This is a genomic window from Sporosarcina sp. FSL W7-1283 (assembly GCF_038003105.1).
Taxonomy (GTDB): domain Bacteria; phylum Bacillota; class Bacilli; order Bacillales_A; family Planococcaceae; genus Sporosarcina; species Sporosarcina newyorkensis.
The window spans coordinates 1666295-1691314 of record NZ_JBBOOL010000001.1; the positions used below are offsets into that span (position 1 = coordinate 1666295).

At 42.9% G+C, this 25020-nt stretch carries 29 protein-coding genes; 20 read left to right on the forward strand and 9 right to left on the reverse strand.

Annotated elements, in window-relative coordinates; translation table 11 throughout:
• Positions 1 to 11: 11 nt before the first annotated feature.
• The 8 genes from MKY93_RS08065 (at position 12) to MKY93_RS08100 (ending at position 8659) form a co-directional block, all read left to right on the forward strand.
• A complete protein-coding gene (locus tag MKY93_RS08065; protein WP_340758758.1) occupies positions 12 to 830 on the forward strand; it encodes a pyruvate, water dikinase regulatory protein in 819 nt (272 codons plus the stop codon).
• A gap of 272 nt (positions 831 to 1102) precedes the next feature.
• Positions 1103 to 2914 carry a DNA primase gene (dnaG, locus tag MKY93_RS08070; RefSeq protein WP_340758759.1) on the forward strand — a complete coding sequence of 604 codons (1812 nt, stop codon included), beginning with the start codon at positions 1103 to 1105 and terminating at the stop codon, positions 2912 to 2914.
• Positions 2915 to 2929: 15 nt separating this feature from the next.
• Positions 2930 to 4099 (forward strand): RNA polymerase sigma factor RpoD, encoded by a 1170-nt coding sequence (gene rpoD, locus MKY93_RS08075; protein ID WP_078816534.1) that lies wholly within the window; start codon positions 2930 to 2932, stop codon positions 4097 to 4099.
• A gap of 91 nt (positions 4100 to 4190) precedes the next feature.
• Positions 4191 to 4757 carry a hypothetical protein gene (locus tag MKY93_RS08080; RefSeq protein WP_340758760.1) on the forward strand — a complete coding sequence of 189 codons (567 nt, stop codon included), beginning with the start codon at positions 4191 to 4193 and terminating at the stop codon, positions 4755 to 4757.
• Positions 4758 to 5066: 309 nt separating this feature from the next.
• Positions 5067 to 6206 (forward strand): acyl-CoA dehydrogenase family protein, encoded by a 1140-nt coding sequence (locus MKY93_RS08085; RefSeq protein WP_340758761.1) that lies wholly within the window; start codon positions 5067 to 5069, stop codon positions 6204 to 6206.
• Between the two features lie 138 nt (positions 6207 to 6344).
• A complete protein-coding gene (cccA, locus tag MKY93_RS08090) occupies positions 6345 to 6716 on the forward strand; it encodes a cytochrome c550 (RefSeq protein ID WP_340758762.1) in 372 nt (123 codons plus the stop codon).
• Positions 6717 to 6842: 126 nt separating this feature from the next.
• Positions 6843 to 7541, forward strand: a complete 699-nt coding sequence (locus tag MKY93_RS08095; protein ID WP_340758763.1) for a tRNA (adenine(22)-N(1))-methyltransferase — start codon at positions 6843 to 6845, stop codon at positions 7539 to 7541.
• Positions 7538 to 8659: a Nif3-like dinuclear metal center hexameric protein gene (locus MKY93_RS08100; protein WP_340758764.1), complete on the forward strand. Its 1122-nt coding sequence runs from the start codon at positions 7538 to 7540 to the stop codon at positions 8657 to 8659. Before MKY93_RS08095 ends, MKY93_RS08100 begins: the two co-directional genes overlap by 4 nt.
• Positions 8660 to 8708: 49 nt before the next feature.
• Here the strand turns inward: MKY93_RS08100 and MKY93_RS08105 are convergent, their stop codons facing one another.
• Complete coding sequence (locus MKY93_RS08105) at positions 8709 to 9674, reverse strand: 4-hydroxy-3-methylbut-2-enyl diphosphate reductase (protein ID WP_340758765.1); 966 nt, start codon at positions 9672 to 9674, stop codon at positions 8709 to 8711.
• A 69-nt stretch (positions 9675 to 9743) separates the two neighbouring features.
• Positions 9744 to 10193 (reverse strand): VrrA/YqfQ family protein, encoded by a 450-nt coding sequence (gene vrrA / locus MKY93_RS08110; RefSeq protein WP_050804624.1) that lies wholly within the window; start codon positions 10191 to 10193, stop codon positions 9744 to 9746.
• Positions 10194 to 10305: 112 nt separating this feature from the next.
• On the opposite strand from vrrA, the gene MKY93_RS08115 reads away from it, so the two are divergent.
• Both MKY93_RS08115 and MKY93_RS08120 read left to right on the forward strand, forming a co-directional pair.
• Positions 10306 to 11598, forward strand: a complete 1293-nt coding sequence (locus tag MKY93_RS08115) for a DEAD/DEAH box helicase (protein ID WP_009496858.1) — start codon at positions 10306 to 10308, stop codon at positions 11596 to 11598.
• Positions 11598 to 12500: a deoxyribonuclease IV gene (locus MKY93_RS08120; protein ID WP_340758766.1), complete on the forward strand. Its 903-nt coding sequence runs from the start codon at positions 11598 to 11600 to the stop codon at positions 12498 to 12500. Before MKY93_RS08115 ends, MKY93_RS08120 begins: the two co-directional genes overlap by 1 nt.
• A 37-nt stretch (positions 12501 to 12537) precedes the next feature.
• On the opposite strand, the gene MKY93_RS08125 is transcribed toward MKY93_RS08120, so the two are convergent.
• Positions 12538 to 12780: a hypothetical protein gene (locus tag MKY93_RS08125; protein ID WP_009496854.1), complete on the reverse strand. Its 243-nt coding sequence runs from the start codon at positions 12778 to 12780 to the stop codon at positions 12538 to 12540.
• Between the two features lie 99 nt (positions 12781 to 12879).
• On the opposite strand from MKY93_RS08125, the gene MKY93_RS08130 reads away from it, so the two are divergent.
• Genes MKY93_RS08130 through MKY93_RS08140 form a run of 3 tightly spaced genes read left to right on the forward strand, consistent with a single transcriptional unit; the run spans position 12880 to position 14916 of the window.
• On the forward strand, positions 12880 to 13650 hold the full coding sequence (locus MKY93_RS08130; RefSeq protein ID WP_040758124.1) for a metal ABC transporter ATP-binding protein: 771 nt from the start codon (positions 12880 to 12882) through the stop codon (positions 13648 to 13650).
• Entirely contained in the window at positions 13647 to 14477 is an 831-nt protein-coding gene (locus MKY93_RS08135; protein ID WP_009496850.1) for a metal ABC transporter permease, read from the forward strand. The genes MKY93_RS08130 and MKY93_RS08135 overlap by 4 nt, the downstream gene beginning before the upstream one ends.
• 25 nt (positions 14478 to 14502) lie before the next feature.
• Positions 14503 to 14916, forward strand: coding sequence for a Fur family transcriptional regulator (locus tag MKY93_RS08140; RefSeq protein ID WP_009496848.1), 414 nt, complete (start codon positions 14503 to 14505; stop codon positions 14914 to 14916).
• Between the two features lie 62 nt (positions 14917 to 14978).
• Here the strand turns inward: MKY93_RS08140 and MKY93_RS08145 are convergent, their stop codons facing one another.
• From MKY93_RS08145 to MKY93_RS08160, 4 genes are read right to left on the reverse strand one after another with little or no spacing between them, the layout of a single operon-like run.
• The gene (locus tag MKY93_RS08145) at positions 14979 to 15545 is read right to left on the reverse strand and encodes a 5' nucleotidase, NT5C type (RefSeq protein ID WP_078816539.1); all 567 of its coding nucleotides are present in this window, start codon (positions 15543 to 15545) and stop codon (positions 14979 to 14981) included.
• Entirely contained in the window at positions 15542 to 16666 is a 1125-nt protein-coding gene (gene ispG / locus MKY93_RS08150; protein WP_340760922.1) for a flavodoxin-dependent (E)-4-hydroxy-3-methylbut-2-enyl-diphosphate synthase, read from the reverse strand. Before ispG ends, MKY93_RS08145 begins: the two co-directional genes overlap by 4 nt.
• Before the next feature lie 51 nt (positions 16667 to 16717).
• Complete coding sequence (locus MKY93_RS08155; RefSeq protein WP_009496840.1) at positions 16718 to 17062, reverse strand: hypothetical protein; 345 nt, start codon at positions 17060 to 17062, stop codon at positions 16718 to 16720.
• A gap of 46 nt (positions 17063 to 17108) precedes the next feature.
• Positions 17109 to 17615 (reverse strand): DUF1189 family protein, encoded by a 507-nt coding sequence (locus MKY93_RS08160; protein WP_040758121.1) that lies wholly within the window; start codon positions 17613 to 17615, stop codon positions 17109 to 17111.
• 240 nt (positions 17616 to 17855) lie between these two features.
• On the opposite strand from MKY93_RS08160, the gene MKY93_RS08165 reads away from it, so the two are divergent.
• The 4 genes from MKY93_RS08165 to MKY93_RS08180 all read left to right on the forward strand — a co-directional run bounded on the left by MKY93_RS08165 (position 17856) and on the right by MKY93_RS08180 (position 22951).
• Positions 17856 to 19487 carry a Na/Pi cotransporter family protein gene (locus MKY93_RS08165; RefSeq protein WP_340758767.1) on the forward strand — a complete coding sequence of 544 codons (1632 nt, stop codon included), beginning with the start codon at positions 17856 to 17858 and terminating at the stop codon, positions 19485 to 19487.
• 20 nt (positions 19488 to 19507) lie between these two features.
• The gene (locus tag MKY93_RS08170; RefSeq protein WP_009496834.1) at positions 19508 to 19990 is read left to right on the forward strand and encodes a DUF456 domain-containing protein; all 483 of its coding nucleotides are present in this window, start codon (positions 19508 to 19510) and stop codon (positions 19988 to 19990) included.
• Positions 19991 to 20076: 86 nt separating this feature from the next.
• Entirely contained in the window at positions 20077 to 20685 is a 609-nt protein-coding gene (locus tag MKY93_RS08175) for a superoxide dismutase (RefSeq protein WP_340758768.1), read from the forward strand.
• 100 nt (positions 20686 to 20785) lie between these two features.
• Positions 20786 to 22951 (forward strand): peptidoglycan D,D-transpeptidase FtsI family protein, encoded by a 2166-nt coding sequence (locus MKY93_RS08180; RefSeq protein ID WP_009496830.1) that lies wholly within the window; start codon positions 20786 to 20788, stop codon positions 22949 to 22951.
• A 32-nt stretch (positions 22952 to 22983) separates the two neighbouring features.
• Here the strand turns inward: MKY93_RS08180 and MKY93_RS08185 are convergent, their stop codons facing one another.
• Entirely contained in the window at positions 22984 to 23451 is a 468-nt protein-coding gene (locus MKY93_RS08185; protein ID WP_340758769.1) for a hypothetical protein, read from the reverse strand.
• Positions 23448 to 23804, reverse strand: coding sequence for a hypothetical protein (locus tag MKY93_RS08190; RefSeq protein WP_040758120.1), 357 nt, complete (start codon positions 23802 to 23804; stop codon positions 23448 to 23450). The genes MKY93_RS08185 and MKY93_RS08190 overlap by 4 nt, the downstream gene beginning before the upstream one ends.
• 174 nt (positions 23805 to 23978) lie before the next feature.
• On the opposite strand from MKY93_RS08190, the gene rpmG reads away from it, so the two are divergent.
• The 3 genes from rpmG to MKY93_RS08205 are packed head-to-tail and all read left to right on the forward strand — an operon-like array spanning position 23979 to position 24967.
• Positions 23979 to 24128: a 50S ribosomal protein L33 gene (gene rpmG, locus MKY93_RS08195; protein WP_009496827.1), complete on the forward strand. Its 150-nt coding sequence runs from the start codon at positions 23979 to 23981 to the stop codon at positions 24126 to 24128.
• 55 nt (positions 24129 to 24183) lie between these two features.
• Complete coding sequence (locus MKY93_RS08200) at positions 24184 to 24768, forward strand: 5-formyltetrahydrofolate cyclo-ligase (protein ID WP_009496826.1); 585 nt, start codon at positions 24184 to 24186, stop codon at positions 24766 to 24768.
• Complete coding sequence (locus MKY93_RS08205; protein WP_009496825.1) at positions 24761 to 24967, forward strand: YqgQ family protein; 207 nt, start codon at positions 24761 to 24763, stop codon at positions 24965 to 24967. The genes MKY93_RS08200 and MKY93_RS08205 overlap by 8 nt, the downstream gene beginning before the upstream one ends.
• Positions 24968 to 25020: the final 53 nt, after the last annotated feature.

Sequence of the window (25020 nt, forward strand, 5' to 3'; positions counted from 1 at the left end):
GGAGTGACGGTATGCCGAATTTTACATTATTTATCGTCTCTGATTCTGTCGGGGAAACAGCTGGCCTTGTTACGAAGGCGGCTGCTAGTCAATTCCGGCATGATTTGGAGAGCGTTTCCATAAAGAGATTCTCCTATATTGAGGAGAATTCACAGTTAGAGGAAATTGTGTTTTTAGCTAAACAACAGCAAGCTTTGATTGTCTTTACTTTAGTCAAAGAGGCAATGCGCGATCATTTGCGTATTCTTTGTGAAGAATTGGACGTAAAGTCCGTAGATCTGTTAGGACCGCTTATCGACGAAATTGGAAATCAGTTAGGCCTAGAACCCTTTGAGGAACCAGGCTTGGTCAGGCAGTTGGATGCTCATTATTTCAAAAAAATCGAGGCTATTGAGTTTGCAGTAAAATACGACGACGGAAGAGATATGCGCGGTGTATTGGAAGCAGATATTGTACTGCTCGGTGTATCGAGGACATCCAAAACACCGCTGTCACAATTTCTGGCGAATAAAGGATATAAAGTGGCTAATGTGCCGCTTGTTCCTGAAGTCGATCCGCCAGCAGAGATATTCTCAATCGATCCAACTAAATGTTTCGGACTTTATATATCAGTAAATCAATTAAACTCTATTCGAAAAGCGCGTTTGGAAACGTTGGGCTTGAAAGATGACGCAAACTATGCGAAAATAGCACGTATTCAACAAGAAATAGACTATTTTAATGAGATTACGACAAAAGTCGGCTGCGAAGTCATTGATGTGACCAATCGCGCAGTTGAAGAAACAGCCAATACGATTCTCAAAACATTTACAGCAAGGAAGGCCAACTAACGGATGGTTAGGTCTTCTTTTTTCTGTGTCTAGTTGGATAGTAGGCCGAAATGTAGCAACAGAGTATATGAATTGATTATTATTAGCAAACTATAGGGGGAATTGGAAGCAGCTGTTTGGAACAGCGGTCAACTGTGTTGGGAAGTACATGTTTCCTACTTGAATACTCAATTCATGCGAAGTTAAAAGTTTTCGAGGCGAATGATGTCGATAAAAAAGGGTTTTTGAGAAAGTCCTCGAATTTATGTATATAGAGTGGAAATGGTGATAGAATGACAAGAATATCTGACGACACGATTGAGGAAATCCGCTCAGGAACAGACATTGTCGATTTGATCAGTGAATATGTCCAATTGTCAAAAAGGGGAAAGAATTGGTTTGGACTGTGTCCGTTCCATGAAGAAAACAGCCCATCCTTCTCTGTTTCCGAAGACAAGCAACTATTTCACTGCTTCGGATGCGGAGCAAGCGGGAATGCCATCACCTTTATGATGGATATGGAAAACCGTTCGTTCATCGATTCCATTCTGAAACTCGGAAGTCGTATTGGAATGGAGCTAGAAGCTTCAACAAACGATGCGCAAACGACGAAAACCTCTTCTAACCAACAAATGCTTAAAGCGTATACGCTTGCCGCCAATTTTTATAGCCATCTGCTCTTAAACACCATAGAAGGCGAAAAAGCATTAGAATATCTAGAAAATAGAGGGTTTACGCGTGATCAAATCGAACAGTATGAAATAGGATGGTCTCCTGTTCAATCAGATGCTTTGTCTTCATTATTAACTAGGCAGGGCTTTGATCTGAAAGAAATGGAAACCGCAGGACTTTGTTTTCAAAAAGAGGATGGATCGGGATATTTCGACCGCTTCAGGGGAAGAATCATGTTTCCAATTCAGGATGATAATGGCATGACCATTGCCTTCTCTGGAAGAAGATTGGAGGATTCGTCTTCAGACGCTAAATATATCAATAGTCCAGAGACTCCGATATTCGAAAAGAGCAAGGTTTTGTTTAATTTTCATCGGGCACGTCTTAATGTTCGGAAATCGGGTAAAGTAATACTATTCGAAGGTTTTATGGATACGATTGCTGCAGACCGCGGTGGAATCGGGAATACGGTCGCAGTCATGGGTACTGCTTTATCATCACATCATATCGTAAAACTGAAGCGAATGGCAAAGAAAGTGGTCATTTGCTGTGACGGAGATTCTGCTGGCTGGGGGGCCGCCAAACGATTTGCCGACAGTTTGATTGATAGTGGAATGGATGTGCTCGTGGCCACTCTGCCAGATAGAATGGATCCCGATGATTTCATCGCCCAACAGGGAGTCGACGCATTTACAGAGAAAATCTTAGATCAGCCACTTTCGTATATTTCTTTTGTCGCTGCCTATTATAGAAGAGACAAAAACTTATCGATTGATCATGATATTAAGCAGTATGTTCATGAAGTTTTCAATGAACTTGCTCACCGTTGTTCTCCTATTGAAAAGGATTTATTGATTCAACAACTCCATAGTGAAACACATGCTTCCAAAGAGTCACTCGGACAGGAGTTTACAAAGTCTATAGCACGAAAGGCGAAACAGACACGTGTTGCAGATCCAGTGGAAGAAAGCCGATCGGTAAGCTTAACCAGTGCTACAGCGAACAGAACGGAGACAGATCGAGCGGAACAGCTGCTCCTTGCTCACCTATTGATGGACGCCGACTTGTTTGAAGAAAAGCGTGCAGAACTTCAAGATTTATTTGTCAGAGATGACGTCATCAAAATATTTTTCAAGTTGGCCGCGTTTTATGAACAATATGACTTGCCCAACTATCAACGATTTGCTGAAATGTTGGAAGACCGGCAATTGAAGAAAATCGTCATGGAAGCTATTTTGACAGAACGTTCACAAGAGCATACAGGGCAAGAAGTAGAAGATTGTATCCGTCACTTAAAACGCAATCAACTAAAACGTTTGATTGAACAAAAACAACATGAATCAAAAGAAGCAGAAAAAAAGAACGACCTACTAAAAGCAATGGAGTTGGCCACAGAGGTAATCCAACTTGTGAGATCGTTAAAGGTTCTGTAAGGAGGTATAGTCGCTATGACAAAAGAAGAACAAACGGGAGAAGTAGAATTGACTATTGAAGAAGCAAAGGCAGCTATTATAGAGGCTGGTAAAAAAACAGGCGAACTAACACTAGAGGATGTAACAGAAAAACTGGCATCTTTTGAAATGGAACCTGAACAATTTGAAGAGTTTCTCGATCAGATAGAAGCACAAGGTATCGAAATGGATAGAAAAGAAGAAGCAGATGCCAAGAGTGATGCGGAAGAACAATTCGACTTAAATGATTTGAGTGTGCCGCCAGGAGTCCGGATCAACGACCCCGTTCGTATGTATTTGAAAGAAATCGGGCGTGTCGACTTATTGACAGGTAAAGAAGAAGTTGATTTGGCGATTCGGATTCAAGAAGGTATTGAAGCGGAAGCAGAGTTGGCAGAAACAAACGAAATGACACCTAAAATAGATGCAGCTATTATTCGTGGAGAAAATGCCAAAAAGAAATTGGCGGAGGCGAATTTGCGATTGGTTGTCAGTATCGCTAAACGCTATGTCGGCCGTGGTATGTTATTCCTTGACTTGATTCAGGAAGGGAATATGGGTCTGATTAAAGCTGTCGAGAAGTTCGACCATACAAAAGGCTTTAAATTCAGTACGTATGCTACGTGGTGGATCCGCCAAGCAATTACACGTGCGATTGCAGACCAAGCCCGTACAATTCGTATTCCTGTGCATATGGTTGAAACGATCAATAAATTGATTCGCGTACAACGTCAACTCCTGCAAGACTTAGGACGAGAGCCTTCTCCAGAAGAAATCGGAGAGGAAATGGACTTAACTCCTGAAAAAGTACGTGAGATCCTGAAAATCGCACAAGAACCTGTCTCTTTGGAAACACCGATTGGAGAAGAAGATGATTCTCATTTAGGTGACTTCATCGAAGATTCAGAAGCACAATCTCCTTCAGATCATGCGGCGTATGAATTATTAAAAGAGCAGCTCGAAGATGTCTTGGACACATTGACAGACCGGGAAGAAAATGTCTTGCGTCTGCGTTTCGGTCTGGATGATGGCCGTACACGTACGCTGGAAGAAGTAGGTAAAGTCTTCGGCGTAACACGTGAGCGGATTCGCCAGATTGAAGCCAAGGCACTTAGAAAATTGCGTCATCCATCACGCAGCAAACGCTTAAAAGACTTTTTAGAGTAATAGATGCATCGGCTTCAAATTAGCCGATGCTTTTTCTTCTGGATCCATACAAAGAACAATTTTATTGATTGGTATTAATGGGGGAGAAAGGATGACAAAAGAAAAGAAGCAAATAATCATTTCAGAAATCCGCTATTGGAAACAGAATAAACTTCTTCCTGAACACTACTGTGATTTTTTGATTACACTGTACGCGCAAGGAGAAGATCCTGACGAGATGGTCATAAAGGAATCTTCCGCTCTGCACAAAGAGAAAAAACAGTTGCGAACAAAGCAATTGATGATTCTGCTCATCAGTTTGTTGCTGGCAGGCTTGGTATCCGTCGCCATGTTTTTACTGAAAGAATATCCGATAGCCACGTTACTTGCAGCCACGGTCCTTTCGCTGCTTTTTCTCGTGATTTCCTCAGGAAAATTGTTCATCAAGAAAGGTTTTGCTCCTTTCCTATACATATCGATGGCCTTTCTGTTGCTGATGATGTCCTTGAAAATCTGGACAGCATTTTTTAATGGTGAGACTACATTATTAATTGGATTACTTGTTTTGAATTGCAGTCTGTGGCTATTTACAGGCAGACTAATGAACTTACTATACTTTACGATTTCCGGTTCTTTAGGCTTGTTGACGATCGTCGGCTTTTTAATTTTATCATTTTGATTTAAATCAATTACACCGCGGTGTAATTGCTTCCAGATTTTGATTTGTGCTTAGGGGATGTGTGCCGCAGGTCAGTTAGCCTTTGCCGCAGGTTGTGGGGCGATCTTAGCCTGTGTACTTCTATTGTTCAGCGGGCGTTTAAACATCCGCTGAACAGATTAATAAACCGCATTCATCTCACGACCTATAGAGATGGGAGTTGTCTGTTGAATAAAGATAAATAGGATGAAGGATAATATATTCATTGTTATATTTCATCCAATCTCTATATAATGTTATGTAAGGGCTTTCATAGAGAGGATGATCAAAATGAACTTTGATTTAACTCAAGAACAGCAGATGGTTAAGAAGTTAATGAAGGATTTTGCGAATGAAGAAGTCGCTCCTGGCGCGGTTGAACGAGACAGAACGGGTACATTCCCTATCGAAATTTTTAAGAAGCTGTCTCAAATGGGCATGATGGGCTTGCCGTTCCCTGAGAAATACGGAGGGGGAGGTGCAGATACGATCAGTTTCGCCATTGTGACGGAAGAATTGAGCCGTGCGTGTGCATCTACAGGGATAACGTATTCAGCCCACATCTCGCTTGGAGGTGCCCCGTTGCATCTGTTCGGTACAGAACAGCAAAAACAAGCGTATTTGACACCTATTTGCACAGGGGAATCATTTGGAGCATTCGGGCTGACGGAGCCGAATGCCGGGTCAGATGCTGGAGGGACAGAAACGACAGCACGATTAGAAGGCGGAAAGTTCACGATCAATGGTTCCAAGGTTTATATTACAAATGCCAGCTATGCGAAGCACTTAGCTATAACAGCCGTCACAGGTCGCGCGGACGGTCAAAAAGAAATAAGTGCAATTATGGTGCCGACAAATTCAGAAGGCTTTACGGTCATGGATAACTATGAAAAAATGGGTCTTCATGCGTCCAATACGACAGAGTTGGTACTCGATCAGGTTGTCGTTCCGGAAGAGAACTTGCTTGGTGCAAGAGGGAAAGGGTTTCAACAATTTTTAGTGACATTGGACGGTGGACGTATCGGGATCGGCGCAATGGCGGTTGGGATTGCGCAGGCAGCCTATGACCGAGCGTTGCGTTATTCAAAAGAACGTAAGCAATTCGGTAAGACCCTATCTTCATTTCAGATCACCCAATTTAAGCTTGCAGATATGGCTATGAAAATCGAATTGGCGCGGAATATGGTTTATAAGGCAGCTTGGTTGAAAGACCAAGGCAGGAAATTCACGACAGAAGCATCGATGTGTAAATTATACGCATCTGAAATCGCCATGGAAATTGCCAACGAAGCAATTCAGATACACGGCGGTTATGGTTATATGCGTGAATATGAAGTCGAACGATATTTGCGGGATGCGAAGCTGCTCGAGATAGGGGAAGGGACTTCAGAAGTACAGCGTATGGTGATTGCTCGACAAATTGGTTGCTGAATGTTGAATTATGTCCAATCTGTCACAAAAGGTGAAAAGTCGTTCAATAACACTTTCAGTTTTCTCATAGATACAGTACAATGTTAATTGTGTACTGTATCTTTTACAGAATAGATTCTGATGAAGGAGGGTAATCCAATGAATAAAAATCCTGTTGTACCTTATCTTTTGATTTTTGCGCTAGGAATTGGACTGATTTTCTTCATGTCACTTTATGGTTTAGATCAAAAGAAAGAAATTGCTGGACCAGATGAAGAAGAAGCCGCTACTGAAGAAAATGCAAATACCGGCGAATTTGACGCAGAAGCTGTCGCACAACAAAAGTGCGTAAGTTGTCACGGAGATAACTTATCAGGCGGAATGGGACCTGCTCTAAACGGACAAGCATTCCCTGCGGGAGAAATGCATGACGCAATCAAAGATGGCGTTCCAGGAACTGCTATGCCAGCTGGACTTGTTCCGGACGAGAACATAGATGAAATGGTTGAATACATTTTATCGTTAGACTGAGTATCTACTTACTAATAGAGCCATTAAACCTAGAAGGGGACTACTCTTCCTTGGTTTGATGGCTCTTTTGCATTGCATGTACGGTTTGTCAAATATACAATAGAATGGAATGAAAGGCGGGGACTTATGAACACCAACCAATTATCCAAACGCCTTGCAATGGTCGCAAGGTTCGTTCCAAAAAACACTGTGCTCGCTGATATCGGCAGCGATCACGCCTATTTGCCATGCTATTTGATGAATAAAGGCGTTATTCAACGAGCGATTGCAGGGGAAGTCGTGAAAGGTCCATTCGAATCAGCAAAACGCAATGTACAAGCGAATGGTTTTGCCGATCGTATTGAAGTGCGTCTAGCGAATGGTTTGCTGGCCATTGAAAATGCAGATGAAGTAGAAACCGTAACCATCGCGGGCATGGGCGGAACGTTGATCACATCGATTTTAAAGGCAGGAAAAGAACGTCTGCTTCATGTTAAACGAATTATTGCTCAACCGAATTTGCATGCGATTGCCATTCGACAATGGGCGATAGAAAATGGATTTCATCTTGTGGATGAAGAGATTTTAGAAGAAGACGGTAAAATTTATGAAATTCTAGTATTGGAAAGGGGATCAGCAGAGTATTCGCCAACAGACCTTCTGCTGGGACCCATCTTGCGACAAAAATCTTCACCCGTTTTCCGTGCGAAATGGGAGAGGGAAACACGGGAATGGGTACGTGTATTAGAAGCTTTGGATAAAGCAGAACAAACAAACGAAATTCGACTGAAAAAGCAATCAATCCAAACCAATTACGATTTAGTCAGGAAGGTGTTAGCTGAATGAAAAAAGTAAATGGATATCAGATTATTGAGGTTTTTGAAAAGTGGTCACCTAAGAAGCTCGCATTTGAAGGAGACCCGATTGGTCTGCATATTGGTCAACTAAATCGACAAGTGAATAAAGTGCTTGTGACGCTTGATGTTAACGAACAAGTAATTGACGAAGCGATTGAACAAGAAGCTAATCTCATCATCGCGCATCATCCGCCCATTTTCCGGCCTTTGAAAACGATATGGACAGATACACCGCAAGGAAAAATGATAGAAAAGTGCATCAAGCATGATATAGCCGTTTATGCGGCACACACCAATTTAGATATCGCAAAAGGCGGTGTCAATGATATGCTGGCAGACCGTCTCGGCATTACGAATACAGAACCAATCGAGGAAACGAGTTCTGAGTACTTAGTAAAACTGGCTGTATTTTGTCCGCAGACAGATGCAGATCAGCTCCGTAAAGAGTTAGCGGCAGCAGGTGCCGGGGCTATTGGAGACTATGTCGGATGCAGTTTCAGCTCGCATGGAATCGGACGTTTCACCCCGGTTGACGGAGCGAATCCAACAATTGGAGAAGTGGGAGAGCCTACTTCAGTGGATGAAGAACGAATCGAAGTCGTTTTTCCGGAAAGTCTTCAGCCGAAAGTCATTAAAGCCTTGTTTGCAGCGCATCCATATGAAGAGCCGGCATTTGATTTGTTCAAAATGCAACAAAAAATAAATGTGCATGGCATCGGAAGAGTCGGTTGCATGTCCGAAGAGATGACACTAAAACAATTTGCAGAGCATGTCAAAAACGCTTTTAAGGTGCCAGCTTTACGCTTTGTCGGGGACCCAGAAACATCTATTCGCAAAGTAGCGGTGTTAGGCGGCGACGGCAACAAATACATCACAGCAGCTAAGCGTAAGGGCGCGGACGTGCTGGTGACCGGTGATTTATATTACCATGTCGCACAAGATGCACAAAGCTTAGGACTGGCTGTAGTCGACCCTGGACATAACATAGAGAAGATTATGATTGAGGGAGTCGCCCGAAACCTATCCAAACTCTGCAACGAAAAGAAATACGATATAGAATTCATCGAATCAAAAGTGAATACGGAGCCTTTTCAATTTTTATTCTAAAAAACCGGCGAGAGATTTATTCTCTAGCCGGTTTATTCGTACGTTGCGTTTAAGGTTCAATCCGAATGACGGGACTCGGGTTTTTGATTTTCGGTAAGATTTTCTCCAACTTAAATTGCCGTTCTGGTTGATGTGTCGAAGGATCTGCTGCATCAAACTTGTTCAAGTAGGCAATAACTTCTCTAACGATTACAGTAGGCGTCGAAGCACCTGCCGTTACCGCAACTGTCTCGATATCCATCAACCATGCGGGATCGATTTCTGAAACATCGGAGATACGGTAAGATGGCGTATTGGCAATCTCCACAGATACTTGCGTCAGGCGGTTCGAGTTATTACTCTTCGGGTCTCCTACAACGATTAATAAATCCGCTTCTCCAGCCTGTTCCGCGACTGCTTCCTGTCTCACTTGAGTCGCCAAACAAATTTCCTGATGCACTTCAATATGAGGAAACTTGCGCTGCAGTTCTTCCATTAAATGTGCGACATCCCATTGACTCATCGTCGTCTGATTCGTCACCAACAGACGATCATTCTCGACTTCCAAGTTTTCGATATCTTCCAGCTTTTCGATTAAATAAACCGACTCTGGCGCCACACCGATTGCCCCTTCAGGCTCGGGATGGTGTTTTTTTCCGATGTAAAGTATGTCATAGCCTTCTGCCACTTTTTCCTCAATCAAATGATGAGTGACGGAGACATCCGGACACGTAGCGTCAATCGCGACGAGACCTTTTTCTTTTGCCAGTTTACGCACTTCAGGAGAAACGCCGTGTGCTGTATAAATAACGGTACCTTTGTCGACTTTACGCAAAATATCTAAGCGGTTTTCCCCATCCAAGGTGATGATCCCATCTTCTTCAAATGCATCTGTAACGTGTTTATTATGGACGATCATGCCTAATATATAAATGGGTCTCGGCAGGGATGTATCGAGAGCTGCGTTTCTCGCAATGACCATCGCATCAACCACACCATAACAATAACCTCTTGGTGAAATCTTGAGTACTTTCATTTATTCCACTCCACTCCTCTACTAACTTCTCTTTCATTATAGCGGAGATTGGCGGGTGATTCAAAGAGTTCAGAAGGGAGGCTGGAAAATACGCGGTGCGGAAGGCTGGCTGACAGGTGCAGCGCTTGCTCGGGCACTAGGCGCGGGTGAACTACCTGGTTGTGCAGTAGGTGTTGCTGCAGGTGCATTTGGCATAGACTGGAATCCTTTATATAATCTCCACATGGCGGGTAAATTTTGGAGCATAGGTGCAAACTGTTGTACAAGCGGCGCAAATTGCTGAGCGGTATTCAAAAATCGATTGGCAGTCTGCATGTATTGATCTGCTCGTGAAGGCCCGCCAGCCCCACCAGCGCCGGCTTGCTGTCCGCTTGCGCCTGCTTGCGGGAACCCTGAAGTCGGCGGCATGCCGGAAGAAAATGGCTGCCGCATCCCGCCGCCAGTAAATTGCGGGGGAGGAGGACTGGGCCTCATGGCTGACTGTTGATTACTGAACGGATAAAATGATTGATATCTCATCACGAACTCCTTTCTAAACGTTTTGAGTACTTCTCATAGTATCCTATGCGAAAAAAACTACTGATGGCACCGAATCATGGTACAATAAGAAATACGCTAGAGGAGGAACGATATGTCGAAATATACAGATTATCAATTCAAACCATTTTTGAGGGAAGCGATTCAAAAATTGGGTTTTGAAGAACCGACACCCATTCAAAAAGAAATGATCCCGCTTATAATGAAGAACACAAGTGCTATAGGACAAGCACATACAGGTACAGGGAAATCACATAGTTTCCTGATCCCGCTCGTCGAAAAGATCGATACAGCACAAGATGAATTGCAAGTAGTCATCACGGCACCGACCCGTGAATTGGCGACTCAGCTCCATACAGAATTAAAGAAACTAATCGAAGAGACAGATATTAAAAGTGCCATCTTGATTGGTGGGACGGATAAGAAAAGATCAGCAGAGCGCTTGAGAAGTACTCCTCATATTATCGTGGGCACGCCAGGCCGTATTCGAGATATGGCGGAAGTAGGAGCGCTGCCGATTCATACAGCTACTCAGCTTGTAATCGATGAAGCGGATCTCGCTTTTGATATGGGGTTCATTGAGGATATCGATCAATTTGCCTCAAGAATGCCTGATAAGCTTAGCATGTATGTATTTTCAGCGACCATTCCGGAGAAATTGAAACCGTTTTTAGCTAAATATATGAATTCTCCTGTTCATGTGCAGATGGATGATAAAAAACCACTGACGGAGAATATGCATTATTCATTAGTACCAGTCAGAAGTATGGACAAAAAGAAAAAGTTGCTTCACGTTATGGATGCCATTCAACCGTATTTGGCGATCATCTTTACGAATACCAAACAAAATGCAGATGAACTTGCAGATTATTTAGCCGAGCACGGTTATAAGCCGGGCCGGATTCATGGGGATTTGACGCCGCGTGAACGGACAAGAATGATGAAACAAGTGCGTGACCTTGAGTATCAATATATTGTGGCGACAGATCTTGCTGCGAGAGGGATCGATATTCCGGGTGTAAGCCATGTAATCAACTTCGAATTACCGGAGGACCTAGAGTTCTTCATCCACCGTGTAGGGCGGACGGCACGTGCGGGTCTCGGCGGTATGGCCATCACGCTATATGCTCCATCAGACGAAGATCAAATCAACCGTATTGAAAAACTAGGCATTCCATTTGTCCATGAAGACGTGAAAAATGGTGAGTGGATCGAAGTGAAAGAACGACAAGCCCGGAAGAAACGTATAAGAGAAGTCGACGAAATTGATAAGAAGGCTGCATCTATAATCCGTAAGCCGGATAAAGTCAAGCCGGGCTATAAGAAAAAATTAGCTGAAGAACAAGAAAAATTCAAAAAGAGACAAAGGAGAATGAAAAAGAAATAATGACAGCAAATGACATCCTTTTGGGCTCCCACGTATCGATGAGCGGCAAGAAAATGCTTCTCGGCTCAAGTGAAGAAGCATTAGGATATGGAGCGAACACCTTCATGATCTATACTGGAGCACCTCAAAATACGAGACGTAAACCAATCGAAGAATTGAATATAGAAAAAGGAACGGCGCATATGGAAGCTAAAGGCCAATCCAAAATCGTCGTCCATGCACCGTACATCATTAATATTGCGAATACGACGAAGCCTGAAACGTTTCGTCTAGGCGTGGATTTTCTGCAGCAGGAGATAAAGCGGACAGAAGCACTCGGAGCTAATCAAATCGTACTGCATCCAGGAGCACACGTCGGCGCTGGAACGGACACGGGTATAGCAAAAATCATAGAAGGTCTGAATGAAGTGCTCTCTAAAGACGCCAATGTCCGGATTGCCCTGGAAACGATGGCTGGAAAAGGTACAGAATGCGGCAGAAGCTTTGATGAAATTGCGAAAATTATCGACGGTGTGACACACAATGAACGTCTGTCGGTCTGCTTCGACACGTGCCACGTCCATGATGCAGGCTACGACATTGTCAATGACTTCGCAGGTGTACTCGACGAATTCGATAAAATCGTCGGCCTGGATCGAATTTCCGTTATTCACGTCAACGACAGCAAAAATGTCTGCGGCGCCGGAAAAGACCGTCACGAAAACATTGGTTTCGGCCACATCGGTTTCGACCCGCTTGCATACATCGTCCACCACCCAACTTTCAAAGACATTCCAAAAATTTTGGAAACACCTTTCATCGGGACGGACAAAGCAAACAAAAAAGCACCTTATGCAGTTGAAATCGAAATGCTGAAAAATAAAAAATTCACACCTGAGTTACTGCAAGAGTTGAATAACTAACATACCTAATTAGCGCTGCTAGTTTGCAGCGCTTTTTCTATTGCAACTTGTATTGATCTAAATAAAGCATCGTTTGTTCGTATCCGATGACAGAAGATACTTTCTCTAGAAAAACAGATGGAATACCAGTGAACAGCCATGACAACGACACCTCATCCAATAAAGGGCGCAACTGCTGAATTTGCTTCACTGACAACTGCACACCATGACTTGCCGCATACTGTTGCGCCTCATTATCGGACAACTGTTTGATCTCCTGAATCAACTGTAGTAAATCCATTCTCCTCAAATCCTTTCAATTGGTTGTATCCTTTAACATATTCCGCTATAATTTATTAAGTAATCGTAATGATTACGAATTACAGGAAGGGATATGTATATGACAAATTCCATTATCAAATTAGATCATATTACACATAAGTATCACCACTCCGTTGCACTTTCTGATGTCAGTCTAGAAGTGAAACAGGGGGAGTTTTGGGCGTTAATTGGCCCGAATGGTTCCGGTAAATCCACGTTGCTCAGAATCATTCTAGGCTTGCTGAAACCGACGGAAGGTACAATTCAATTATTTGGAGGACCGATAGATTCGTTCAAGCAACAACAGAGAATCGGTTATGTTTCGCAAAAGTCCAATGCCTTTACGACAAGGTTCCCTGCTACGGTCTTGGAAGTCGTGAGAAGCGGCTTGACGAGTAAAAAAGGTCTCTTCAAACGATTTACTAAAGAAGACGAACAACGGGCATTAGATGCGTTACAGGTCGTCAAAATGGCGGACTATCATGGAAAAAGTATTGGTGATCTGTCGGGCGGCCAACAACAGCGTGTGTTTATCGCGAGAGCATTGGTGAGCAAGCCGGATCTTCTTATCATGGATGAGCCGACAGTTGGAATTGACCGTCAAAACGTCGAATCCTTTTATTCTATGCTTAGTGAATTAAATCGTGATTATGGTATTGCGATTTTATTGGTAACACATGAAATTGATCTGGTGACACAGCTTGCGACGCATATAGCTTGTTTAAATCGCACCATTCATTTCCATGGCGTGCATGCAGATTATGAGAAGATGAGTGAGTCGGAGTTGTCCGGCTGGTATGGACATCCAGTTCGCCGGCTTCATCAAAAAGAAACGGAGCGTGCCAGATGATTGAAGCGATTTTCACTTATGAATTTTTACAAAACGCAGTCCTGTCCGGGCTGATCATCGGATTGATCGCGCCCATGCTTGGATTGTTTATCGTCGTTCGGCGCATGGCGATGATATCAGATGCGTTAAGCCATGTTGCTTTGGCTGGGATAGCAGGTAGTTTGTATTTAAGTCAGCAAGTATTGTTCTTTGCAGCATTGAATCCTGTATATTTAGGGATGGGAGCGGCTGTCGTTGGTTCATTGTTGATTGAACGATTGCGCAGAGTATACCGCAGCTTTGAAGAATTGGCGATTCCGATTATCCTGTCTGCCGGTATCGGTTTTGGAGCGATTTTTATTTCGTTGGCAAAAGGCTTCGGTACGGATTTAGTCGGCTATTTGTTTGGCTCAGTCTCAGCTGTTAGTCGCCAGGATTTATATATTGTGCTATTGATTGCAATCATCGTTATAGCGTTCTTATATTTTCTTTACAAAGAGTTGTTTTCATTGGCGTTTGATCCTGAGTATGCGAGAGTATCTGGCATTAATGAGCGGATCATTCAAGCGGCATTCATGGTTATTACAGCGCTTGTCATCGGAGCCTCGATGCGGATCGTCGGGATCTTGCTCGTGTCTTCGCTGATGACACTTCCCGTTGCTGCAGCCATCCAACTTGCAAAAAGTTATAAGGGAGCGCTTGTTTATTCAGTAATCTTCGGTGAAATTGCCGTGATTATCGGACTTATTTCTGCTTATTATTTAGATATCGCACCGGGCGGAACAATAGTAGTGACTTCAGTTTTCATTTTACTGATCGTACTATTTTGGAAAAAGGTTCGCGCGTAAAGAGTGAGAAAGGAGGCGGTTCAGGATGACAATGGACGAAGCGTGGAAAATTCTTTTGAAGCATGATTATAAACGTACGAAAAACCGTGACATCCTGTTGCGTTTTTTTGATCAAGTTGATCGTTATGTTACAGCAATGGAGGTTCGAAATGCAGTTGAACAGGACAATCCAGGTATAAGCTTCGATACGATTTATCGTAATCTGGCGGTCTTCTCTAGATTGGGAATATTGGATGAGACAGAACTGAATGGGGAACGTCTTTTCCGCATGCAGTGTGCTTCAGATAGTCACCATCATCATTTTATTTGCACAACCTGCGGAAATACGAAATCCATTCCTAGTTGTCCGATGGATCAGGTGACAGTAAATTTATCGGATTATGAAATAGAGGGCCATAAGTTTGAAATTTATGGGAGATGTCCGAGGTGTATTGAATAAAAACAGGCAGTCCCAAAAGTCGGGAAAATCGACTTTTGGGACTGCTTTTTTGTGTCGAGGAGTTAAGCAAACAATCGTTGAACTTGCTGATTTGCCTCCTGCCAATCCTTGACTCGGATTACGCCTTTAGGGATCGGATTCCGGTTATAAGGGGTATCAAACAAGAATACCGGTATGTCCAGCTCTTCGTGGATTCCTACCGCATTGTCATGCTTGTCTTCAAAAAAAGCATCAACAGAAAATTTTTTCGCTGTTTCGATTTTATGATGTGTTCCGATCAATTCTACGTGATCAAAAGGAATTTGATGCTCACGGAACCAAGCGGTCGTACATTCCAACACATTTTGCCCGCGGGCAGAAATATAGAACAGCTCATAATTCTTTTGCCAATTCGTTAATATTTCTTTCGCGTACTGCTGTGCAGGAGACGTTTGGTATATCAGTTCCTCTGCTTCCTTATACCAATTTCCGAACTGCACAGGATCTACGTCAAATGCTTTTGTCAGATCGTATTCTTTAATATCGTCAAGCGTCAGGTTTGAGCCAAAGCGCTTATTGATATGGGGCAATAGAGAAGTAGGGCATGTTACAGTTCCATCAATATCGATGCCGAAACGAAGTTGCTTCATTCGGCTGCGCCACCTTGGGCAAGTGCTTTCTCTTGTCGTTTTTTTTCAAAATATTCTTCTGCTAAAATATCGATTTCTTTCTTCAGCTCGTCGACCATTGTTTCTTCCGGAACCTTCCGAACCGTTTTACCGTGCATGAAGAGCAACCCTTCGCCACGAGCTCCTGCAATCCCGATATCTGCTTCTCTAGCTTCTCCGGGACCGTTTACCGCGCATCCCAGTACTGCGACTTTAAGAGGAGCCTTAATAGTGGAGATATATTCTTCCACTTCATTGGCAATTGAAATTAAATCAATTTCGATCCGACCGCATGTCGGGCAAGAAATAAGTGTTGCAGCATTCGAAGAAAGACCGAATACTTTCAGAAGTTCTCTCGCCACTTTAATTTCCTGAACAGGGTCCGCGCTTAATGATACGCGCATCGTGTTGCCGATACCTGCTGATAGCAGCGTACCGAGTCCAGCTGCACTCTTGATGGAGCCTGCAAATAGCGTACCGGATTCCGTGATACCTAAATGCAACGGATAATCAAATGCAGCTGCAGCCAGCTTATACGCTTCGATCGCCAAGTTGACGTCAGATGCTTTCAGCGACACGATAATATCATGGAAATCCAAGTCTTCTAGGATCTTAATATGATGCAAGGCACTTTCTACCATGCCTTCAGCTGTTGGATAACCATACTTTTCAAGGATCTTCTTCTCAAGTGAGCCAGCGTTAACGCCGATTCGGATTGGAATGCCTTTCGCTTTGGCGGCATTGACGACCGCTTCTACTTTGGATTGGCGTCCAATATTTCCGGGATTGATACGGATTTTATCTGCACCTTGTTCGATTGCGATCAAGGCTAGTTTATAGTCAAAATGAATATCTACGACGAGTGGAATATTGATGCGTTTTTTTATTTCGCCAATCGAATACGCTGCACGCTCATCTGGGCATGCTACACGTACAATTTGACATCCTGCTTCTTCCAAACGATTGATTTCAGCGACAGTTGCCTCCACATCGTGAGTTTTCGTAGTCGTCATGCTTTGAATAAATAGTTCATTGCTTCCCCCGATCGTCAAATTACCGACTTTAACGGGACGGGTGTTCGCACGATGAATCATTTCGGTCATTGCTTTTCTCTCCTTCAAATAGATAAATACCATCATAGATGGAATGGTAAATTAACGTTCGTTGCTTTCCTCGCATTCCGTATCCGGCTGTTCGCCAAGCGGCAGTTTGATTTCTTCGCCGGCCAGAAACTGCTGTCGTTCCAGATGAGGATTCAAGGAATAAAATTTCTCCAGCCTCTCTAGAAAATTAAGCGTGGGATCTGGATATAATGCAAATAACGATTCTATTGTATCACCTTCAACGGCCCGAATGACAATTGAATGATTAGCGGTTTCCTCTATACAGGACGATTCTTCGTCGAAAAAGGCTGCAAGAGGGATTGTCCCATCTGTTAAATCCACACGCACAAAATGAACAATGCAAAATACAGCGAGTGCCAACAAAAATATTCTCATAGATCATCCCTCCTGCATCACACTATGCAGGCAAGGACAAGACTATTCATTTTGTGGGCTTTTTTGGATAATAGGTTGCAGCGCGCCAAACATAGAGTAAATGGACAAGTGACGCAACCAAGAGGCCGTAAGATTGCAAGTCCGGCATGAATTCAAAAACCATTGTCAATAAAATAGGCAGCGTGGCAGCAATTGCCGCAGTGCGCCACATAAATCGAAACTCGCCGCGACGGTGCAATAGTTTCAGCAGCAATACTCCTATAATACCAAAAATACTGACCCGAATAAATAAATACGACGTGATAATCACAAGTTGCAAAACGAATGCAAAAGGATATATTAAGATACCGATTGTTTTTCCGATTTCTGCTACTTCAGGTGTCGATTGAAAAAGGGAATGATCACCAAATAAAAAACGGGTAAACGATACAGCAGTGTAAAGAAAGACAAAAATAAATATGTATTGAATGACTTTTCCGATCGGTAGCAAGCGAAATGCAGCCAATTTTTTCGGTTCATGCAAAGAAGCTTTGAATATTTGATGGAATTTCACGAAATAGGCCTCCCTTTCTACTGTATAGTCTATCATTTATGTGAAACCTGCAGGATACGTGAAATTTCGACATTCTTATGACAAATTATTGCGGCTTTGTAAAGGTGATGTAAAGATTTGTGTTCAGTACTTTACAATTGGTGTATGGTCCGAACATAATAGGGTGAAACTTCACATGAATCCATGCGGAGGGGCAACTGTAAGACTATACATAATCGTTTGATGGAGGTTGACAATTAAATGGAAGTGAACTGGCAGGAAGTGCTGTTCCAATTTCTTGGAGGCTTAGGTATTTTCCTATTCGCAATTAAGTATATGGGGGATGGATTGCAAAAAGCTGCAGGGGACAGACTCCGTGCAATCTTAGACCGTTTTACAACTAACCCATTTATGGGCGTTCTTGTCGGTATTATTGTAACTGTTTTAATCCAATCCAGTTCGGGTACTACAGTTATTACTGTAGGACTGGTAAGCGCAGGATTCATGACGCTCCGTCAGGCAATCGGTGTCATTATGGGTGCCAATATCGGTACGACGGTGACTGCGTTTATTATCGGTTTAGATGTTGGAGCTTATGCACTGCCTATCATGGCGATCGGTGCGTTTCTTATTTTCTTCATTAATAAAGCTAAAGTCAAAAACTTGGGAGAAGTTATTTTTGGTTTTGGTGGCTTGTTTTTAGGTTTGGAGTTAATGAGTAACGGAATGAAACCTCTGCGTTCGTTGGAAGCTTTCTCAGACTTCACGCTGGCAATGAGTGAACATTCGTTGTTAGGTGTAGTAGCCGGAACAATCTTCACGTTAATCGTCCAAAGTTCCAGTGCGACTGTCGGGATTTTACAAGGTCTATACGCAGAAGATTTAGTTACAATGAAAGCAGCGTTGCCGATTCTTTTCGGTGATAACATCGGGACAACGATCACGGCTGTTCTCGCTTCAATCGGTGCATCCGTTGCAGCTAGACGTGCGGCTGCTACGCATGTGTTATTCAATATTGTCGGCACAGTTATTTTCATGTTGCTGCTCATTCCGTTTACAGCCTATGTAGAATGGGTGTCTGGCGCATTGAATTTAGAAAGTAAAATGCAAATTGCGTTTGCTCACGGCTCATTTAACATTGCGAACACAGTACTGCAATTTCCTTTCATTGGCGCCTGGGCGTATCTCGTCACCCGTTTGATTCCTGGGGAAGACGTGACGATCGAATACAAACCGAAGCATCTTGACCGGCATTTCATTACCCAGTCGCCGGCAGTTGCGATTGGACAGGCAAAAGAAGAAATTATCCGAATGGGAGATTTCAGTGTGCAAGGACTGCAGCAATCATTCGAGTATTTGAAAACAGGACAGAAAAAACACGCGGAAATGGCTTATCAGATAGAAGATGCCATTAATAATCTCGATCGGAAAATCACAGATTACTTAGTCGAGATTTCAGCTGTAACCGTATCGCCAGCGGAATCCGGCCGTCATGTTATGTTGATGGACAGCGTACGTGATATCGAACGGATCGGTGATCACTTCGAAAACATTATTGAATTAATTGATTTGCGTGAGACGAATAAATTAAAACTAACAGATGGTGCGATCGATGATTTGACAGAGATGTTTACGTTAACGATCGAAACGGTCCAAAAAGCTATTGAATCTTTGGATAAAAATGATACGGGATTAGCACGTACAGTTTCCGAAAAGGAAGATTTGATTGATAATATGGAACGTCGTTTCCGAAAAAATCATATTGTCCGTCTGAATGAAGGGCATTGTAGTGCACAAGCAGGGATGGTATTCGTAGATATCGTTTCGAATTTGGAGCGGATCGGGGACCATGCAGTGAATATTGCGGAAGCGATCTTAGGAAAGCACGCATAATGAAGAAGGAGTGACAGTTTATGATATGGATCGGTTGGATCGTAGCTATTTTGATGTTTTGTATAGCATTCGCCGGACTTATCTATCCGGTCATTCCTTCTGTTGTTTTTATACTGGCCGGTTTCTTGTTGTATGGTGTCATTGTTTCATTCGAAGAGCTTACGTGGCTGTTCTGGGTAATAGAGGGGTTGTTTGTGATCTTGCTGTTCGGAGCAGATACGGTTGCGAATCTCGTAGGCGTCAAACGCTTTGGGGGCAGTAAGGCAGGGATGTGGGGAAGTACGATTGGCTTGCTGATCGGTCCATTTGTCATTCCGGTCGCCGGTATTTTAGCTGGCCCATTTCTTGGGGCGATCGTAGCGGAATTACTCGTTACACGCTCGGGTATCAAACAAGCGTTCAAGACGGGAGTAGGCTCTGTTGTCGGTTTTCTGACATCGGTGGTAGTAAAAGGGACCGTGATGGGAATCATGATTGCTATTTTTCTGTTTTTTCTCCGTTAATAGTCCATTTTCTTTGAATGCTGACTCATATTTTGATAATGTGAATAGGTAGGGCAAAACAGATATAACTAGAGGAGGAATGGAAAATGGCTTACAAATTACCAGAACTACCATACGCTTATGACGCGTTGGAGCCACACATCGACAAAGAAACGATGAACATCCATCACACAAAACATCACAACACGTATGTAACAAACGTGAACAATGCACTAGAAGGTCACGACGAACTTCTTAGCATGTCGGTTGATGAATTGGTTGCAAACTTGGACAAAGTTCCAGAGGACAAGCGTACAGCAGTCCGCAATAATGGCGGTGGGCATTCCAACCACTCATTCTTCTGGCAAATCCTATCTCCAAATGGCGGTGGAAATCCAAAAGGTCAGGTTGCTGAAGCAATCGACAAGAAGTTTGGTAGCTTTGACGCGTTTAAAGAAGAATTCGCAAAAGCTGCAACAACACGCTTCGGTTCAGGTTGGGCTTGGCTCGTTCTGAACAACGGTGAGCTTGAAGTAACTTCTACGCCAAATCAGGATTCTCCTTACATGGAAGGCAAAACACCTTTACTAGGTTTGGATGTTTGGGAGCATGCGTACTACTTAAACTACCAAAACCGTCGTCCTGATTATATTTCAGCATTCTGGAACGTAATCAATTGGGATGAAGTTGAAAAGCGTTACCAAGACAATAAATAATTGAAACCTGACACACATCTGATTCGTCAAGATGTGTGTTCTTTTATGGGTTCATGATATACTGAGGCATACATAAAAAAATATAGAAAGGAGATTCCCGTTGAAAAAGACAACAAGAAAAGCAGATCAGGCGAAAGCCCGGCAACGTAAACATATTGCTTTTCGAATGAACTTTCTTTTCGTGGCAATTTTCGTCCTTTTCTCCTTGCTCATATTCCGGCTAGGTTATCTGCAAATTGTAAAAGGGGAAGATTATACACGGATGCTTGAGCGAACGGAAGAAATTGCCGTCAATACGAGTACGCCGCGAGGAAGAGTTTACGATCGAAATGGTCAAGTACTTGTAGACAATGAACCGAAAAATGCAATTACCTATACGAAAACTTCATCTACTTCTACTGCAGATATGTTGGAGCTCGCAAGGAAGTTATCGAAGTTAATCGATCAAGATACAAAGCGAGTGACAATGGGAGATAAGCGTGATTTCTGGATCTTGCTCAACCCTGAGAAAGCTGCTGAGAAAGTATCAAAAAAAGAACAAAGCAGTATTGGTAAGGACGATAAAAAATCTAAAAAAGATATCCAGAGGGAAATCAACCAATTGACGAGAGATCGGATCACAGACGAAGAAATCAATTCGTTATCGGATGAAGACATCAAGGTCCTGGCAATTTATCGAGAAATGATGGCAGGATATGCCTATTCGCCTCAAATTATTAAGAGTGATGGAGTGACCGATAAAGAATTTGCGGTCGTTTCGGAACGGCTGAATGAATTGCCCGGCGTCAATACGACGACGGATTGGGACCGTGTCAAGAAATCGGATAGCGCAATTCTCGGTTCTACAACGAGTCCAGTAGAAGGGATTCCACGTTCCCATTTAGATTATTTCCTAGCCAGAGGTTACTCTCGTAACGACCGGGTCGGCAGAAGTTATTTGGAAGCTTACTATGAAGATCTATTAAAAGGGCAAAAGACCATCGTAAAAAACATTAAGGACCGCACGGGTAAAGTGATTGAAACTAAAACGGTGAAAGAAGGAGAGCCTGGAAAAGATCTCATCTTGACAACGGATAGTGAACTGCAAAAGGCACTGGAAGAAGTCGTGTCCAATAAATTATTGAAATTGAAGCGGAATGCAAGTGCAGGTGCACTGGAGTCTGCTTTTCTTGTCATGATGGATCCGAATAATGGTGAAATCTTATCGTTGGTGGGCAAGAAAGTCGTAAGAGACGAATCGACTGGCCAATGGGCAATTCAAGATTATACTTTTGGCACGTTCACTTCTGCTTATGAAGCGGGCTCAACTGTAAAATTGGCTACCATGCTAACAGGCTACAGTGAAGGGGCTATCCGAATCGGAGATGTCAAAATTGACGAACCGATCCGAATCGGCCGCACGGTAAAACGATCCCTATTTAATCAGAACGGCCGGGTCGCACTAAATGATATTCAAGCTATTGGGCGTTCGTCTAACGTCTATATGTTCCGGATTTCTTTTGCATTGGGTGGTGCAAGTTATCGACCAGGTCAGGCGCTGCCGATTGACAAAAAAGCGTTTGACACATTCCGTCAAAATTTCGCTTCATTCGGCTTAGGCGTTAAGACGGGTATCGATTTGCCGGGAGAATACACAGGTGTGACGGGTACTGAAACAATCACAGGTAAACTGATGGACTTTGCGATCGGTCAGTTTGACACCTATACGCCGCTGCAACTGGCGCAATATGTTGCCACAATTGCAGCAGACGGTAATCGAATCGCCCCGAAAATTTTAAAAGAAATTCGCGAGCCTTCACCAGACGGAGAGTTTTTTGGAAATTTGGTAGAAGAAACTCCTGTAAAGGTTCTCAATCATATTAACAATACACAAGCTGAAATCGATCAAGTGAAAAAAGGAATGCATTATGTATATTATGGTTCGAATGGAACAGCTTCAGGATTATTAAAAGGGGCTTCCTATGATGGGGCGGGGAAGACGGGAACGGCACAGTCGTTTTATTATACTGGTAATAAATCAAATCCAGTCATTCCGACAATCAATTTATCCCATGTTGGCTATGCACCTGCCGAGAATCCACAAGTTGCTTACTCTGTAATGATTCCATATATTTCAACGAATACAAGACGCTATCCTTCTGCGACTGCCAGTGAAATCGTCCGAGAAGCACTCGATATATATTTTGACCTGGAAAAAGAGAGAAACTCAAAAATCCCCAATTCTTCTCCGGATATCAAAATCAAGAAAGCTCCAGAAGACGAATAAAAAACAACCTCCTGTACTCACAGGAGGTTGTTTCATTTTGTCAATACATCGGCCATCTCTTTAAAACTCATGTCAGAGTTCAATTCAAATGTGCCGATCTGGATTTTTCCGGCATAACCGTTTTCTTTCATATACGTATCGAATTTCGATGCATCTTCTATTAAATGGGCACGTTCGAGCGTCCCGGATAAATCTGCTGAACTGGATCCAGCTTGCACAGCAATTTTCTTTTTGATAACGGTTGTTTCAACTTCTTTCTCGGGCTCTTGCTGTTCAATTGGTTTAGTTTCCGAAGCAGTTTCTTTTTTTGGTTCACCTTCAGACGTCAAGGTTTGGGATATGGCCAATTCTTTCTTAATAACTTCTAATTCTTTTTGAGTTGCCGTCAATTCTTTTTGTAAGGATGCTTCTGATGTTGCCGGCAAATTGTCGACGGTATATAAAATACCGCCTGCCAGCAAACAACCGATACCTACCGAGCGAAATACTTCTTTGATCATGTGCGCACTCCTTTTGAACGGAGTACAGCAGCCACTTCATCTTCCTGCATGGAAGCTCTTTGTGCAATCTCAGACATTGTATAGCCTTGACTGTGCAAAGAAGTGATCTGATTGACGATAATTGCGTGAACAGGTTTTTTCGGGGAAGCCGTGTAACTTTCTGTCATAGGCGGGGCAACCATCAACTCATCTTCGAGCACCCGCACCCTTTTCTTTAGATTACTTGTTTCCTGATGAAGACTGACGGAAACCTTTTCTAATTCATCTTCATATGTACGAGTGGGGTTCCCTACAAAGAAAGAAGCCAAGACAGCCAGCAGCCCGATAATGAGTAAAATTAAGGCGATATCCATTTCGTTTCCCTCCAAAATAACTAGAGTTTCCTTCATAATACCATAGCGACCCGGCGAATGAAATTTCAATCTTTCTGCTGTACAATGAAAGAAAATATGCTATAATTTATAAGTCGTATAAATCATGCTCATATTTAATCTTATATCTATCGCTAATGAGTGGGAGGGACAGTAATGCGCGTAAATATTACACTCGCTTGCACGGAATGTGGAGAGCGCAATTATATTTCAAAGAAAAACAAGCGTAACAATCCAGAGCGTCTTGAAATGAAAAAATATTGCTCACGTGATCAAAAACAAACTTTGCACCGTGAAACGAAATAATTAGTGAAACCAAAACCTGCTTCGGTTTTGGTTTTTTCTTACGGGAGGTAAAGCAGTGGAAAAGCAAAAACTTCGCGAACAGGTTTTAAAGCAATTACATCAATTAAGTCCATCTGATCACGAACAGAAATCTGCTCTGATACAGAAACGCGTTCTTGCTTCGGATGAATTTAAGTATGCCAAGACGATCGGGATCACGCTTTCTAGATTTCCGGAAGTGGCGACGCATCATTTGATTGAATTCGCTTGGCAGTGCGGGAAACGAATTGCTATCCCGAAGTGCATCTCTTCGACGAGGGAAATGGACTTTCGCTTAATCGACTCCTTTGACCAGACTGAAGTCGTCTATATGGATTTAAAAGAACCGTGCGTCGATCTGACGGAATCTGTCCCTCCTGAAGAGATTGACTTGCAAATCGTACCGGGTGTTGTCTATTCACCGGAAGGTTACCGTATTGGTTTCGGTGGCGGCTATTACGATCGGTATTTGGCAGGATATCCATTTCAAACGATATCACTAGCATTTGAACGTCAAATACTGGATAATGTAATTAGGGAGCCGCATGATTTTCCTGTATCATATCTTTATACAGAAGATCGTATCATAGACTGTCAGAAAGCTCGTGAGATGAATGAATAGTTTCTACGATGTCCTCCAATTGTTAAAAAGATTCGGAGTCATTATCTATACAGGCAATAAGAAGCAAGACAGCATACTAATGGAGTCTGAAATAAAAGAGTTATTTGATCATCAATTTATTGATCAGCAAACATATATGCAAGCTGTTTTAGTATTGCGAAAAGAACAAAAAAATGATAGTTTCCCTAACAAATTATAGGAGGATGGACTCATTCCCGGTGGTATTTGAAACTTTTCTTTCAGTCAACCGTC